This window comes from Pseudomonas sp. F3-2 (assembly GCF_038804275.1).
GTDB lineage: Bacteria > Pseudomonadota > Gammaproteobacteria > Pseudomonadales > Pseudomonadaceae > Aquipseudomonas.
Genome location: NZ_CP152388.1, coordinates 1,710,682 through 1,725,511 on the forward strand (window position 1 = coordinate 1,710,682; position 14,830 = coordinate 1,725,511).

Genomic DNA, 14,830 nt, shown 5'->3' on the forward strand with positions numbered 1-14,830 from the left:
GGCTGTTCAGTCCTCGAAACCCACCTGTTCCGACATCTCGTCCACTTTCAACTCAAGCCGGTACGCCACGGCGATGAACAGTGCCTGGCACAGGCACAGCGTGGCGCTCAGGGAGCGGAAGGCGAACGAGCTGCCTTCGTTGACCAGCAGCACCGAGTTGGCGCGCTTGGCCAGCGGCGACAGGTTGCTGTCGGTAATGATCAGCGTCTTGGCCTGATGGTGTTGCGCGATGCGCAGGCAGTGCTGGGTTTCCTTGCCATACGGCGTGAAGCTGATGGCGATGACCAGATCGTTGGCGCGCACGCTGCGCATCTGCTCGCGGTAACTGCCGCCGAGTCCGGAAATCAGGTGAATGCGTTTGTTGGTGTGCTGCAGGTTGTAAACCAGGTAATCGGCCACGGCGAACGATCGGCGCACGCCGACCACATAGATGTTGTCGGCATTGACGACCAGGTCGACGGCCTTCTCGAACGCTTCGTCGTCCAGTTCCAGCGCCAGCCGCTCGAGCCCGGACAGCGTGGCGTTCACGCATTCGCGCGCCAGGTCGCCGCCGCTGGCTTTCTGCGATTTGTTGGCGATCATGCTGCGAATACGCTGTTGGTAGTTCTGCACCGGCGTTGCCTTGTGCGTATACGCCTCGCGGAACAACGACTGCATTTCGCTGAAACCGCTGAAACCGAAGCGCTGGGAAAACCGCACGATGGCCGACGGATGCACCTCGCATTCACGGGCAATGTCGCTGATGCGGTCGACCATGATCCGATCACTCTGCTGGCTCATGTAACTGGCAATCCGCTTGAGCTGACGAGGCAGACTTTCGTACTCGGCGGTGATCAGCTTGAGCAAGGCGTCAGCCGTGTCCGGCGCGATGATGGGCGACGCAGCGCTGTCGTCGGTCTCGGGCAGGGAGGGCTGATCGGTGCGAGGCATACGGATGGATCCTTTGGCTTGTTCTTGTAAACGCGGCTGGCAGTTTAGCGTGGCTTGGCTGCGACTTGCCTCTGTTTAGCACGAAGGATGGGCATTTGCGCAAAGTGGAAAAAATATTCTACTTGAAAAAAATATAGAAAAAATCATTGCTCCTTGTCTTGCAGCGTTCTAGTCTGCATTCACGAACAGGGCTTCTCGCAAGCCCGGGCTTAATAAAAATAAAAGGAGCCAGCATGGGCCAGACTCGTTTTGCCAGCGCACGCCAACTGGACGTGATTTGCCTCGGACGTCTGGGCGTCGATCTTTACGCACAGCAGATCGGCGCGCGTCTGGAAGATGTCGGCAGCTTCGCCAAATACCTGGGTGGATCGTCGGCCAACATTGCGTTCGGCACCGCACGGCTGGGCGTCAAGTCGGCCATGCTGACCCGCGTCGGCAATGACCACATGGGTCGCTTCCTCGTCGAATCCCTGGCCCGCGAAGGCTGCGACGTCAGCGGCATCAAGGTCGACCCCGAGCACCTGACCGCGATGGTGCTGCTCGGTATCAAGGATCGCGAAACCTTTCCCCTGGTGTTCTACCGGGAAAACTGCGCCGACATGGCGCTGCAGGCCGAGGACATCGACGAGGCGCAGATTGCCTCGAGCAAAGCGTTGCTGATCACCGGCACGCATTTCTCCACCGATCAGGTGTTCAAGGCCAGCAGCCAGGCGCTCGATTATGCCGAGAAGCACGACGTCAGGCGTGTGCTGGACATCGACTATCGGCCGGTGCTGTGGGGCCTGACCGGCAAGGCCGATGGTGAGACCCGGTTCGTGGCCGACCAGAAGGTCAGTCAGCACGTGCAACGTATCCTGCCGCGCTTCGACCTGATCGTCGGCACCGAGGAAGAATTCCTGATCGCTGGCGCAGCCACCGATCTGCTGACCGCATTGCGCACGGTGCGCGGGCTGACCGACGCAACACTGGTGGTCAAGCTGGGGCCGCAAGGCTGCACGGTGATCCATGGCGCCATTCCATCACGACTGGAAGACGGCGCGATTTACCCCGGTGTGCGTGTGGAAGTCCTCAATGTGCTTGGCGCCGGCGATGCCTTCATGTCGGGGTTTCTCAAGGGCTGGCTCAACGAAGACAGCGACGAGCGCTGCTGCCAGTTGGCCAATGCCTGTGGCGGCCTGGTCGTGTCGCGCCATGCCTGTGCGCCGGCGATGCCGACCCTGGCCGAGCTGGATTATCTGTTCAGCAGTCCGGTGCCGATCACCCGGCCTGATCAGGACGCGGTGCTGCAGCGTCTGCACCGGGTCAGCGTGCCACGCAAGCAATGGCAGCAGCTGTTCATTTTTGCGTTCGATCATCGTGGGCAATTGGTCGAGCTCGCCCAGAAGGCCGGGCGCGACCTGGCCTGCATCGGTCAGCTCAAGCAATTGTTCATTCAGGCGGTCGAGCGCGTTGAAGCGGATCTGCGCAAGCGCGGCATCACCGCCGATGTCGGTCTGCTGGCGGACCAGCGTTTTGGTCAGGACTCGCTCAACGCCGCCACCGGCCGGGGCTGGTGGATCGCCCGGCCGGTCGAGGTGCAGGGCTCGCGGCCACTGGCGTTCGAGCATGGCCGCTCGATCGGCAGCAACCTGCAGACGTGGCCCCAGGAGCAGATCGTCAAATGCCTGGTGCAATACCACCCGGACGACGAACCGATGTTGCGCCTGGAGCAGGAAGCGCAGTTGATGGGCCTGTATCAGGCGTCTCAGGCCAGCGGTCATGAATTGCTTCTGGAAGTCATTCCGCCCAAGGATCACCCTTCAACGCACCCGGATGTGATCTATCGCGCGATCAAGCGCCTCTACAACCTCGGCATCTACCCGGCGTGGTGGAAGATCGAATCCCAACCCGCGCATGTCTGGGAGCAACTCGATGCGCTGATCCAGGCGCGTGATCCGTACTGCCGCGGCGTGGTGCTGCTGGGGCTTAATGCGCCGGCGGAAACCCTGGCCGCGGGTTTTCGTGAAGCCAGCCAAAGCACCACGTGCCGGGGATTTGCCGTGGGCAGGACGATTTTTCACGAGCCCAGCCGTGCGTGGCTGGAAGGCGAAATCGACGACGCCGGGCTCATCAGTCGGGTGCAGAGCACGTTCGGTTTCCTGATCGAGTCCTGGCGTGATGCGCGGGCGTGAGCCGGGCGCAGTCGGTATTTTCAATACGAGATAACAACAAAAAGGTGCAGCCATGCCCGCTTCCGCAATCCGAATTGGCATCAACCCGATTTCCTGGAGCAACGACGACCTGCCCGCGCTGGGAGGAGAAACACCGTTGAGCACGGCGCTGAGCGAAGGCAAGGAAATCGGCTATGCAGGCTTCGAGCTCAACGGCAAGTTCCCCAAGGACGCCAAGGGCGTGGCCGATGTGCTTCGGCCTTACGGTCTGGCGCTGGTCTCGGGCTGGTATTCGAGCCGGCTCGCCAGCCGCTCGGTGGCCGAAGAGATCGAAGCCATCGCCAGCCATGTCGAGCTGTTGAAGCACAATGGCGCCAGCGTGCTGGTGTATGGCGAAGTCGCCGACTCGATCCAGGGGCAACGCATCCGGCTGGTCGAGCGCCCGCGCTTTCACAGTGACACCGCCTGGCAAGTGTACGCCGACAAGCTGACCGAGCTTGCGCGCTTCACGCTGTCGCAAGGCGTGCGTCTGGCCTATCACCACCACATGGGTGCGTACGTCGAATCACCCGATGACATCGATCAATTGATGGCCCGCACCGGCAGCGAGGTCGGGCTGTTGTTCGATTCGGGCCATTGCTACATGGGCGGCGGCGATCCGCTGCAAGTGTTGCGCAAGCACATCGACCGGGTCTGTCACGTGCATTTCAAGGATGTGCGCAAACCCGTCGTGCAACTGGCGCGCAACAACCTCTGGAGTTTCCCGGACTGCATCGTCAACGGCACGTTCACGGTGCCCGGCGATGGCGACATCGATTTCGCTGCGTTGCTCGAGGTGTTGATGCAGGCCCGTTACGAAGGCTGGCTGGTGGTCGAAGCCGAGCAGGATCCGGCCGTTGCGCCCAGTTACGTGTACGCGAAAAAAGGCTTCGAGACGCTGCGCAATCTGCTGGCCGCCGCACACGAACACAACCCTGCACAAAGGAGCCTGTGAGCATGAATCTTCTGGTCAAGAGCAAGGCCGAAGGCCGCGATGTCGTGGCGCTGGCCGAGGGCGTGCTGGAATACGTCGGTTTTTCTGCCCATCGCCTGACGGTGGGCGAACGGCTGCCGGTCAGCTGCGGTGACAAAGAAATCTGCCTGGTGTTGCTCAGCGGACGTGTCAGCGTCAGCGGCGAATCGCCGGGGCAGGGCAGTTTCAGCTGGGAGAACATCGGTGATCGGCAGTCGGTGTTCGAAGAAAAATCGCCCTTTGCCGTTTATCTGCCGCCTGACAGCCAGGCGCAGGTCACGGCGCTCAGTGCCGTTCAGATTGCGGTGTGCGCAGCGCCCGGCGATCGTTCCAAGGGGTTGCCAGCACGGCTGATCCGGCCTGAAACCATGAAGCGCAGTGTGCGCGGCAAATCGGCGAACACCCGCTACGTCTGCGACATCCTGCCCGACAGCGAGCCTGCGCATTCGCTGCTGGTGGTGGAAGTGCGCACCCCGTCCGGGCACTCGTCCAGCTACCCGCCGCACAAGCACGACAAGGACGATCTGCCCCACGAAAGTTTTCTGGAGGAAACCTACTACCACCAGATCAGCCCGCCCCAGGGCTTCATTTTTCAGCGCGTGTACACCGACGATCGCAGCATCGATCAGGCCATGGCAGTGGAAAACAATGATCTGGTGACCGTGCCCAAGGGGTATCACCCGGTCAGCGTGCCCTATGGCTACGAGTCGTATTACCTGAATGTGATGGCGGGGCCCAAACGCGCCTGGCAATTTCACAACGATCCCGAGCATCAGTGGTTGCTGGATCTTTAACGCTATTTTTCAAGGAGCCACCATGAGCAACGCCCCGATTATCGGCCACTACATCAACGGCCAGGTGCACGACGCCAGCGAGCGTTTCAGCGATGTGTTCAACCCGGCCACAGGCGCAGTCCAGGCGCGGGTGGCGCTGGCCGAGCCGGTCACCATCGATCAGGCCGTGGCGGCGGCGCAGGCGGCGTTTCCGGCGTGGGCCGATCAGTCATCGTTGCGTCGCGCGCGGGTCATGTTCAAGTTCAAGGAACTGCTCGATCAGCACCACGATGAGCTGGCTGAGATTATCTGTCGCGAGCACGGCAAGGTGTTTTCCGATGCCAAGGGCGAGGTGGTGCGCGGCATTGAAATCGTCGAGTTCGCCTGTGGCGCGCCGAGTCTGTTGAAAAGCGATTTCAGCGACAACATCGGCGGCGGCATCGACAACTGGAACCTGCGTCAGCCGCTGGGCGTGTGCGCAGGCGTCACACCGTTCAATTTTCCGGTCATGGTGCCGCTGTGGATGATCCCCATGGCCCTGGTCACCGGTAACTGTTTCATCCTCAAGCCGTCCGAGCGCGACCCATCGGCGTCGTTGCTGATGGCGCGCCTGCTCCAGCAGGCGGGGTTGCCGGACGGCGTGTTCAACGTCGTTCAGGGTGACAAGGTCGCGGTGGACGCCTTGCTGCAGCACAAGGGCATCGAAGCGATTTCCTTCGTCGGCTCCACGCCGATCGCCGAGTACATCTACCAGCAAGGCACCGCTCAGGGTAAGCGCGTACAGGCGCTGGGCGGGGCGAAGAATCACATGATCGTCATGCCTGATGCCGATCTGGATCAGGCGGCGGATGCGCTGATCGGCGCCGCCTATGGTTCGGCCGGCGAGCGCTGCATGGCGATTTCCATTGCCGTGGTGGTGGGCGATGTCGGGCAGAAACTGATCGACGCGCTGCTGCCGCGCATCGATGCGCTCAAGGTCGGCAACGGCATGAACGCCGATTCCGACATGGGCCCGCTGGTCACGGCGGCGCACAAGGCCAAGGTGCAGGGCTACATTGATCAGGGCGTGAAAGAGGGCGCGAAGCTGATCGTCGACGGCCGCCCGTTCAATGTGCCGGGCGCCGAGAGCGGCTTTTTCGTCGGCCCGACGTTGTTCGATGACGTGACCCCGGACATGACTGTTTATAAGGAAGAGATTTTCGGTCCGGTGCTGGGCATCGTCCATGTGGCGGATTTCGCCGCTGCGGTCGAGTTGATCAACGCTCACGAGTTCGGCAATGGGGTGTCGTGTTTCACCCGCGATGGCGGCATCGCCCGGGCGTTCGCTCGCAACATCAAGGTGGGCATGGTGGGCATCAATGTGCCGATTCCGGTGCCGATGGCCTGGCATTCGTTCGGCGGCTGGAAGCGCTCGCTGTTCGGCGACCACCACGCCTACGGCGAAGAGGGCCTGCGCTTTTACAGCCGCTACAAAAGCGTCATGCAGCGCTGGCCGGACAGCATCGCCAAAGGCGCAGAATTCAGCATGCCGACGGCGAAGTAAGCGTCTGAGCAGCGAATCGCTCTCGCTGCAGGTGTACATTTCTCTGTGGGAGTGAGCTTGCTCACGAAGACGTTGGCTGACGCACCGAAGTTTCAGCGGATGTGACGGCCCTTTCGTGAGCAAGCTCACTCCCACAAGGGATCGTCGATAGGCCGCTGTATATGTGCGTCGCCTCATCACCTCCAATAAAAACAAGGTGCAAGCATGACCACGACACGACTGACCATGGCCCAGGCTTTGGTGAAGTTTCTCGATAACCAGTACGTCGAAGTCGACGGCGTGCAGAGCAAATTCGTCGCCGGGGTGTTCACGATTTTCGGCCACGGCAACGTACTGGGTCTAGGCCAGGCGCTGGAGCAGGACAGCGGCGATCTGGTCGTGCATCAGGGCCGCAATGAACAAGGCATGTGCCACGCCGCCATGGGGTTCGCCAAGCAGCACCTGCGGCGCAAGATCTACGCATGCACCTCGTCGGTGGGCCCGGGTGCCGCGAACATGCTCACCGCTGCGGCCACGGCGTCGGCCAACCGCATTCCGTTGCTGTTGCTGCCCGGCGATGTCTACGCCAGTCGTCAGCCGGATCCTGTGTTGCAGCAGATCGAGCAATTCCACGACCTGAGCATCAGCACCAACGATGCGTTCAAGGCCGTCAGCAAATTCTGGGACCGCATCAACCGGCCCGAGCAATTGATGAGTGCCGCACTCAATGCCATGCGCGTGCTCACCGACCCTGCCGAGACCGGGGCGGTCACCCTCGCGCTGCCGCAGGACGTGCAAGGCGAGGCCTACGATTACCCCGATTCGTTTCTGCAAAAACGCGTGCATCGCATCGATCGCCGTCCAGCCACGGAGGCGATGCTCGCCGACGCCGTCTCGCTGCTCAGGGGCAAACGCAAGCCATTGTTGATTTGCGGGGGCGGCGTGCGTTACTCCGGCGCGGCGGCCGAATTGCAGGCGTTCGCGGAGCGCTTTGATATTCCGTTCACTGAAACCCAGGCGGGCAAGAGCGCGATTGTGTCCGCGCATCCGCTCAACATGGGCGGCATTGGCGAAACCGGTTCGCTGGCGGCCAATACGCTGGCGAGCGAGGCTGACCTGATCATCGGTGTCGGCACCCGTTACAGTGATTTCACCACCGGCTCGAAGTCACTGTTCCAGAATCCCGACGTGCAGTTCCTCAACCTCAATGTCGGCGCGTTCGACGTGCAGAAGCTCGACGGCGTGCAGGTGCTCGCCGACGCGCGCCTGGCGCTGCGCTCGATCGCCGGGCACATGGGCGATTATCGTGCGCAGTGGGGCGATCAACCTGCGCGGGCAAGGGCGGCGCTGGATGCGGAGGTTGATCGTTTATACGCCGTGGACTATCAGACCGAAGATTTCGAGCCTGAAGTCAGCGGCCATCTGGACCCGCAAGTGCTGCGCGATTTCATCGAGATGACCGGGTCGTGCCTGACCCAGAGCCGCGTGCTTGGCGTGCTCAACCAGCACCTGCCGGACGATGCGGTGATCGTTGCGGCGGCCGGAAGCCTTCCGGGCGATCTGCAACGGGCGTGGCGCAGCATGAGCGTGGACAGCTATCACGTCGAATACGGCTATTCGTGCATGGGTTACGAGGTCAATGCCGCGCTCGGCGCCAAGATCGCTGCGCCCGAGCGCGAGGTGTACGCACTGGTCGGCGACGGTTCCTACATGATGCTGCACTCCGAGCTTGCGACGTCGATCCAGGAGCGGCGCAAGATCAATGTGGTGCTGCTGGATAACATGGCGTTCGGCTGCATCAACAACCTGCAGATGGGCAACGGCATGGGCAGCTATGGCACTGAATTTCGCTATCGCAATCCGCAGACCGGGCAGCTCGACGGCGACTTCGTGCCGGTGGACTTCGCCATGAGTGCAGCGGCGTACGGTTGCAAGACCTACACGGTCAAGACCGTCGAGGCGCTGGAGGCGGCGCTGGCCGATGCGCGCAAGCAGACGGTGTCGACGCTGATCGACATCAAGGTCCTGCCCAAGACAATGATCCATGGGTATTTGTCATGGTGGCGCGTGGGCGTGGCCGAGGTGTCGACCAGCGATAAGACCGCTGAGGCGCACGAGCGGCAAAAAGCGATGCTGGCAAAAGCCCGAAAATATTGATGAGTGGTCGGTCGCGGGTAAGGCTCAACATTGTTTGCCGACTGACTCGGCCTCTTCCGGGCTGAAGCCGGTCCTACGAAAAGCGTGCAGCGTCTGTAGGACCGGCTTCAGCCGGGAAAAGGCCGGTGCATGGCGCAGATGCAATGTACAAAGGAGATCTCATGAAAATCGGACTCATCGGCTACGGCAAGGGCGGGCGCTATTTTCACGCACCCTTGTTGGCCAGCCTGAACGGCGCAACGTTCGCGGGCGTGGTCACTCGCTCGCCCGAGCGTCGGCAGGACCTGCACAAGGACCATCCCAAAGTGCCGGCCTTCGACAGCCTGGCCGACATGGTGGCGGCCGGCATTGATGCGGTGGTGATTTCCACGCCGCTGGCTTCCCGGCGCGCGTTGATTCTGGAAGCCATCGAACTCGGCGTGCCCGTGGTCAGCGACAAGCCCTTCGCCCCGGATGCCCGGCAGGCACAGGAGTTGGTGGACGCTGCCGAGCGGCGCGGCGTGTTGCTGGCCGTCTACCAGAACCGCCGCTGGGACTCGGATTTTCTCACCGTACGCAAACTGATCGATCAGGGCGTGCTGGGTCGGATCAGTCGGTTTGAATCCCGGGTCGAGCGTTATTCGCCGGGCTCGGTTGGCAAGGAGAGCGGCGGAGGCATTCTGCGCGACCTGGGCAGTCACCTCGTCGATCAGGCGCTGCTGCTGTTCGGTCCGGTTACGCGGGTGTATGCCGAGCTTGAATTCGCCACCCCGGAGCAGAAGGTCGATCACGGCTTTTTCGTGTCGCTGACCCATGCCAGTGGTGTGATCTCGCATTTATGGGGCAATTGCCTGCAAAACGCCAAAGGTCCGCGTTTTCGGGTCAACGGCTCACAGGGCTGCTATACCGTTGAGGGCCTTGACGGTCAGGAAGAGGCCGCGCTGGCGGGGTTGTCGCCTAAATCCGAAGGCGATCGCTGGGGCGTTGAAGAGCACCGGCGCTGGGGCTGGTTCGAGCAGGGCGAACACCGTGAACGGGTGCCTTCGGAGCGCGGTTGCTGGCCGGAGTTCTATCGGCAATTGCAGGATGCCGTGATGAGCCAGGGCCGCAATCCGGTGGATGCCCGGGATGCCGTGGCGTCGGCCCGCGTCCTCGACGCCGCGCGGACCAGTGCGCTGGAGGGCAGGGCCGTAGCGCTGTAGCGGCGCTCAGCGGTCTGGATCGTCGACCGCAGCGGGCCCGTGCCTGCTGCCGGATCGGGCGAATGCACTTCGGAAAATGGAAATAGAAATAAATTCTAAAATCTGTTGAATTAGAAATTATTTTCCAATACAGTCATTTCCAGGTTGCCGACTATCGACGTCCAGGCCCGGTGACGGAGCTGTTTCCAAGCCCACCGCATCAGGCTCGACGAGCGACACAAAAACAAGAAAGTCACAGCAGACAGGTACCGTCGATGAACATTCTCAAACATGCCACCCAGGCTTGCCGTTCAACCTCACACGCCGCTAGCGCCATCCTCCGCGCCGCCTCCCGCGTCACCGTCATCACTGCTCCTTTGCTCGATCGCGCGCTTGCCGCCGCTGCCCGAGTGCTGTGCGTCGAAAGCCACGGCGTGATGGTTTGCGGCGCGTCCGCCGCCTCGGTCGCGCACTTCACGAACCCGCATTTTTCCAGTCCGCAACAGTCGCTCTGAACACCAGCAGTCGTTAGCCAATTCACTACAACAACAAGAATTTGGAGAAAGACCGTTCATGAACATCAAGCTTAGCTTCACCTCCCTCGCACTGGCCCTGATGCTCGGCAGCGGCGTTACGCTGGCGGCCGATCTGAAAATCGGCGTGGCCATGTCGCAGTTCGATGACACTTACCTCACCTACATGCGCGAGGACATGGGCAAAAAAGCCAAGGCCATGGGCGGGGTCGATCTGCAGTTCGTCGACGGCCGCAACGATGTGAACAAACAGCTGGATCAGGTTCAGGAACTCATCGGCAAGAAAGTCGATGCCCTGATCGTCAACCCGGTCGACACCGCAGCGACTGCGCGCATCACCAAAGCCGCCACCGCGGCCGGTATTCCGCTGGTCTACGTCAATCGCCGCCCTGATGATCCGAAGCTTCCGGCGGGCGTGGCCTCGGTCACCTCCGACGACAAGGAAGCCGGTCGCATGCAGATGGAGTACCTGGCCAAGAAGCTGAACGGCAAGGGCAACATCGTGATTCTGCTGGGCGAGCTGTCGAACAACTCGACTCGCGACCGCACCGAAGGCGTGAAAGAAGTGCTGAAAAAATACCCCGACATCAAAGTGGCTGAAGAGCAGGAAGGCGCGTGGGGTCGGCAGAAAGGCATGGACATCACCAATAACTGGCTGACCCAGGGCCGTGATTTCAGCGCCGTCGTCTCCAACAACGATGAGATGGCCATCGGCGCATCCATGGCCTTGAAGCAGGCGGGCAAGAAACCCGGTGACGTCCTGGTCGCGGGAGTGGACGGCACGCCGGACGGGTTAAGTGCGGTGAAAAAAGGCGACCTGACGATTTCGGTGTTCCAGGACGGCAAAGGCCAGGGCGAAGGCTCCATCGATGCCGCCGTGAAACTGGCCAGAAAAGAGACGTTGCCCGAGCAGGCCATCGTGATCCCGTTCAGGCTGATCACCCCGGAAAACGTCAGCACGTTCAAGTAACCGCTCACCCGACGACGACTGACAGAATGCAGAGGGCGGCGCGCCGTCGCTCTGCTGCCGATGTCACCTGAGGAGCCTGGACCATGTTCGCTTCCGCTACTGCTTCGACCGCTCCGCGCAGCGATGCCCCGATGGAGTCGACGATCGTCGACGCCGAGCATCCGTATTTGCTGGAAATCACCAATATCAGCAAAGGATTTCCCGGTGTGGTGGCGCTGGACAACGTGCAACTGCGCGTGCGGCCCGGCAGCGTACTGGCGCTGATGGGCGAGAACGGGGCGGGCAAGTCCACCCTGATGAAAATCATCGCCGGCATTTACCAGCCCGACGCCGGCGAGATCTTCCTGCGCGGCAAGCCGGTGGTGTTCGACACGCCGCTGACGGCGCTGCAGTCGGGCATCGCGATGATTCACCAGGAACTCAACCTGATGCCGCACATGACCATCGCCGAGAACATCTGGATTGGTCGCGAGCAGCTCAACGGCCTGCACATGGTCGACCATCGCGCCATGCACCGCTGCACCGCGCAACTGTTGGAACGCCTGCGCATCAACCTGGACCCGGAGGAACAGGTCGGCAATCTGAGCATCGCCGAGCGGCAGATGGTCGAGATCGCCAAGGCGGTGTCCTACGATTCCGACGTGCTGATCATGGATGAGCCGACTTCGGCCATCACCGAAAAAGAAGTCGCCCACCTGTTTTCGATCATTGCCGACCTGCGTGCGCAGGGTAAGGGCATCATCTATATCACCCATAAAATGAACGAAGTGTTCGCCATCGCCGATGAGGTGGCGGTGTTTCGCGACGGCGCGTACATCGGCTTGCAGCGCGCCGACAGCATGAACGGCGACAGCCTGATCTCGATGATGGTGGGCCGCGAATTGACCCAACTGTTCCCCGAGCGCGAAACGCCGATCGGCGATCTGTTGCTGTCCGTGCGCGATCTCTCACTGCAAGGCGTGTTCGAAGGCGTGTCGTTTGACCTGCATGCCGGCGAAGTGCTTGGCATCGCCGGCCTGATGGGGTCGGGGCGCACCAATGTCGCCGAGACCCTGTTCGGCATTACGCCCAGCACGGCAGGGGAAATCATCCTTGACGGCGCGCCGGTCAGGATCGGCGACCCGCACCTGGCGATTGAAAAAGGCTTCGCGCTGCTCACCGAGGACCGCAAGCTCAGTGGTCTGTTTCCCTGTCTCTCGGTGCTGGAAAACATGGAAATGGCCGTGCTGCCGCATTACGTCGGCAACGGTTTCGTGCATCAGAAAGCGCTGCGCGTGCTGTGCGAAGACATGTGCAAGAAACTGCGGGTCAAGACGCCATCGCTTGAACAATGCATCGACACCTTGTCAGGCGGCAATCAACAGAAAGCCCTGCTGGCGCGCTGGCTGATGACCAACCCCCGCGTGCTGATTCTCGACGAGCCGACCCGGGGCATCGACGTGGGCGCCAAGGCCGAGATCTACCGGCTGATTTCCCTGCTCGCCAGCGAAGGCATGGCCGTGATCATGATTTCTTCGGAATTGCCGGAAGTGCTCGGCATGAGTGACCGGGTGATGGTCATGCACGAGGGCGAAATGATGGGCACCCTGGACCGCGCTGATGCGACTCAAGAGCGTGTCATGCACCTGGCGTCCGGTAACGCTCTCCACTGAGCGGCGCACCCGCCGACTGCCGACGGCCCGTTTCGGGTCCGAACAAGAACAAGAGGCACGAATGAAGATGAACGCGATCCTGGAAAACAAACCCGCGCTGGCGCCCAATCGACATAAACGCCGGTGGCCGACCGAACTGAGCATTTTCCTGGTGCTGATCGGCATCGGCCTGATCTTCGAGGTCTTCGGCTGGGTGGTGCGCGACCAGAGCTTTCTGCTCAACTCTCAGCGTCTGGTGCTGATGATTCTGCAGGTGTCGATCATCGGCATGATCGCCATCGGCGTCACGCAAGTGATCATCACCACCGGCATCGACCTGTCATCGGGCTCGGTGCTGGCGCTCACGGCGATGATTGCGGCGAGCCTTGCGCAGTCCTCCGACTACAGCCGCGCGGTGTTTCCGTCGCTGACGGACCTGCCGGTCTGGATACCGGTGATCGCAGGGCTGGGCGTCGGCTTGCTGGCCGGTGCGATCAACGGCAGCATCATTGCCATCACCGGCATTCCGCCGTTCATCGCCACGCTGGGCATGATGGTGTCGGCACGCGGACTGGCGCGCTTCTATACCGGCGGTCAGCCGGTGAGCATGCTCAACGATTCCTACACCGCCATTGGTCAGGGGGCCATGCCGGTGATCATTTTCCTGGTGGTGGCGGTGATCTTTCACATCGCCCTGCGCTACACCAAGTACGGCAAATACACCTACGCGATCGGCGGCAACATGCAGGCGGCGCGCACGTCGGGAATCAACGTCAAGCGTCATCTGGTGATCGTGTACAGCATCGCCGGGTTGCTGGCGGGCCTGGCCGGTGTGGTTGCCTCGGCTCGTGCGGCCACGGGGCAGGCCGGCATGGGCGTGTCCTATGAGCTGGACGCCATCGCCGCTGCGGTGATCGGCGGCACCAGTCTGTCAGGCGGGGTCGGGCGGATCACGGGAACGGTGATCGGTGCGCTGATTCTGGGCGTGATGGCCAGCGGATTTACCTTCGTGGGTGTCGATGCCTATGTACAAGACATCATCAAAGGGTTGATCATCGTCGTCGCGGTGGTCATCGACCAATACCGCAACAAGCGCAAACTCAAGCGCTGACGCCAAGATGAAGAGTGAAAAGGGCCTGGTTTCAGGCCCTTTTTGTTTTGCTGCGGATTTGAACCGAAGGTGAGGCGACCGGTCAGAGACCGTCGGTGCGAAAATGCCCCGGACACCGGTTTCACTCAATGCCGCCGGGGATTGCGGGGCTTGTTGAGCGAATCCTGATCAATTATGTTGCCGAGTACGGAACCCGGCCTTAGACTGCCGCCCCTCGTAAATTGAGTGCCAGGTGGCGCTTGGAGACTATGGCGCTTTCGTCGTTACGCTGAGGCGCTCCTTTAATTCGCCTTAATGCACGTTTTTTTATAGAGAAATCAATGACCAAGGAAAAGTTGCTGGCGATGCCGGCCGATGACTACATGAACGCCGAGCAGCACGCTTTCTTCACCGCGTTGCTGCAAGACATGAAAGTGGAAATCCATGAGCGCATCGAGCAAAGCCGTATTGCGATTGAAAGCCTGGACACCCCGGCCGATCCTGCCGATGCCGCTTCTGTGGAAGAAGAGCGCCACTGGCTGGTGAACGTGATCGATCGCGATCAGCGCATGCTGCCACAGCTGGAGATGGCCCTGACGCGCATTGCCGAAGACACCTTTGGCTGGTGCGACGACAGCGGCGAGCCCATTGGCCTCAAGCGCCTTCTGATCAGCCCGACCACCAAATACTGCATCGAAGCTCAAGAGCGTCACGAGCAGATCGATCGCCACCAGCGTCAGGCCTGACGATCCGGGTTCGGCTGCCCTATCCGCGCAGTCGAACCGCATGAACGGCCGCTTCCAGCCCGGAAAAATCCGACCGACTACCACCAACGGTTGATAGCGCATGGCCGCTATCTGGCGTTTAATGCTTTCAAAATAATGATAAGCAGGGTGGGTCAG

General features: G+C 61.3%; 12 protein-coding genes. 11 read left to right on the forward strand and 1 reads right to left on the reverse strand.

Annotated elements, in window-relative coordinates; all coding sequences use genetic code 11:
• Window positions 1-6: 6 nt before the first annotated feature.
• Window positions 7-930, reverse strand: a complete 924-nt coding sequence (locus AAGQ88_RS07800) for a MurR/RpiR family transcriptional regulator (RefSeq protein ID WP_285424476.1) — start codon at window positions 928-930, stop codon at window positions 7-9.
• 233 nt (window positions 931-1,163) lie between these two features.
• Here AAGQ88_RS07800 and iolC point away from each other — a divergent pair, with 233 nt between their 5' ends.
• The 11 genes from iolC to AAGQ88_RS07855 all read left to right on the forward strand — a co-directional run bounded on the left by iolC (window position 1,164) and on the right by AAGQ88_RS07855 (window position 14,674).
• On the forward strand, window positions 1,164-3,101 hold the full coding sequence (iolC, locus tag AAGQ88_RS07805; RefSeq protein ID WP_342654908.1) for a 5-dehydro-2-deoxygluconokinase: 1,938 nt from the start codon (window positions 1,164-1,166) through the stop codon (window positions 3,099-3,101).
• Window positions 3,102-3,153: 52 nt separating this feature from the next.
• The gene (gene iolE, locus AAGQ88_RS07810) at window positions 3,154-4,074 is read left to right on the forward strand and encodes a myo-inosose-2 dehydratase (protein WP_285424474.1); all 921 of its coding nucleotides are present in this window, start codon (window positions 3,154-3,156) and stop codon (window positions 4,072-4,074) included.
• Window positions 4,075-4,076: 2 nt separating this feature from the next.
• The gene (gene iolB, locus AAGQ88_RS07815) at window positions 4,077-4,886 is read left to right on the forward strand and encodes a 5-deoxy-glucuronate isomerase (protein WP_342654909.1); all 810 of its coding nucleotides are present in this window, start codon (window positions 4,077-4,079) and stop codon (window positions 4,884-4,886) included.
• Between the two features lie 22 nt (window positions 4,887-4,908).
• Window positions 4,909-6,408 (forward strand): CoA-acylating methylmalonate-semialdehyde dehydrogenase, encoded by a 1,500-nt coding sequence (locus AAGQ88_RS07820; RefSeq protein ID WP_342654910.1) that lies wholly within the window; start codon window positions 4,909-4,911, stop codon window positions 6,406-6,408.
• A 204-nt stretch (window positions 6,409-6,612) separates the two neighbouring features.
• Window positions 6,613-8,544, forward strand: a complete 1,932-nt coding sequence (iolD, locus tag AAGQ88_RS07825) for a 3D-(3,5/4)-trihydroxycyclohexane-1,2-dione acylhydrolase (decyclizing) (RefSeq protein ID WP_342654911.1) — start codon at window positions 6,613-6,615, stop codon at window positions 8,542-8,544.
• Between the two features lie 161 nt (window positions 8,545-8,705).
• Window positions 8,706-9,725, forward strand: a complete 1,020-nt coding sequence (locus AAGQ88_RS07830) for a Gfo/Idh/MocA family oxidoreductase (RefSeq protein WP_342654912.1) — start codon at window positions 8,706-8,708, stop codon at window positions 9,723-9,725.
• A gap of 254 nt (window positions 9,726-9,979) precedes the next feature.
• A complete protein-coding gene (locus AAGQ88_RS07835; RefSeq protein ID WP_285424468.1) occupies window positions 9,980-10,219 on the forward strand; it encodes a hypothetical protein in 240 nt (79 codons plus the stop codon).
• 58 nt (window positions 10,220-10,277) lie between these two features.
• Window positions 10,278-11,207: a sugar ABC transporter substrate-binding protein gene (locus tag AAGQ88_RS07840; RefSeq protein WP_342654913.1), complete on the forward strand. Its 930-nt coding sequence runs from the start codon at window positions 10,278-10,280 to the stop codon at window positions 11,205-11,207.
• A gap of 83 nt (window positions 11,208-11,290) precedes the next feature.
• Window positions 11,291-12,859: a sugar ABC transporter ATP-binding protein gene (locus AAGQ88_RS07845; protein ID WP_342654914.1), complete on the forward strand. Its 1,569-nt coding sequence runs from the start codon at window positions 11,291-11,293 to the stop codon at window positions 12,857-12,859.
• A 67-nt stretch (window positions 12,860-12,926) separates the two neighbouring features.
• A complete protein-coding gene (locus AAGQ88_RS07850; protein ID WP_093462452.1) occupies window positions 12,927-13,949 on the forward strand; it encodes an ABC transporter permease in 1,023 nt (340 codons plus the stop codon).
• Between the two features lie 320 nt (window positions 13,950-14,269).
• Complete coding sequence (locus tag AAGQ88_RS07855; protein ID WP_093460262.1) at window positions 14,270-14,674, forward strand: TraR/DksA C4-type zinc finger protein; 405 nt, start codon at window positions 14,270-14,272, stop codon at window positions 14,672-14,674.
• The last annotated feature ends 156 nt before the right edge of the window (window positions 14,675-14,830 follow it).

What these genes read in the sequence shown, in the direction of transcription:
- AAGQ88_RS07800 (WP_285424476.1), bottom strand. Translation starts at nt 930, where the DNA reads ATGCCTCGCACCGATCAGCCCTCCCTGCCCGAGACCGACGACAGCGCT.
- AAGQ88_RS07840 (WP_342654913.1), top strand. Translation starts at nt 10,278, where the DNA reads ATGAACATCAAGCTTAGCTTCACCTCCCTCGCACTGGCCCTGATGCTC.
- AAGQ88_RS07835 (WP_285424468.1), top strand. Translation starts at nt 9,980, where the DNA reads ATGAACATTCTCAAACATGCCACCCAGGCTTGCCGTTCAACCTCACAC.
- AAGQ88_RS07850 (WP_093462452.1), top strand. Translation starts at nt 12,927, where the DNA reads ATGAACGCGATCCTGGAAAACAAACCCGCGCTGGCGCCCAATCGACAT.
- AAGQ88_RS07820 (WP_342654910.1), top strand. Translation starts at nt 4,909, where the DNA reads ATGAGCAACGCCCCGATTATCGGCCACTACATCAACGGCCAGGTGCAC.
- AAGQ88_RS07830 (WP_342654912.1), top strand. Translation starts at nt 8,706, where the DNA reads ATGAAAATCGGACTCATCGGCTACGGCAAGGGCGGGCGCTATTTTCAC.
- iolC (WP_342654908.1), top strand. Translation starts at nt 1,164, where the DNA reads ATGGGCCAGACTCGTTTTGCCAGCGCACGCCAACTGGACGTGATTTGC.
- AAGQ88_RS07845 (WP_342654914.1), top strand. Translation starts at nt 11,291, where the DNA reads ATGTTCGCTTCCGCTACTGCTTCGACCGCTCCGCGCAGCGATGCCCCG.
- iolB (WP_342654909.1), top strand. Translation starts at nt 4,077, where the DNA reads ATGAATCTTCTGGTCAAGAGCAAGGCCGAAGGCCGCGATGTCGTGGCG.
- AAGQ88_RS07855 (WP_093460262.1), top strand. Translation starts at nt 14,270, where the DNA reads ATGACCAAGGAAAAGTTGCTGGCGATGCCGGCCGATGACTACATGAAC.
- iolD (WP_342654911.1), top strand. Translation starts at nt 6,613, where the DNA reads ATGACCACGACACGACTGACCATGGCCCAGGCTTTGGTGAAGTTTCTC.
- iolE (WP_285424474.1), top strand. Translation starts at nt 3,154, where the DNA reads ATGCCCGCTTCCGCAATCCGAATTGGCATCAACCCGATTTCCTGGAGC.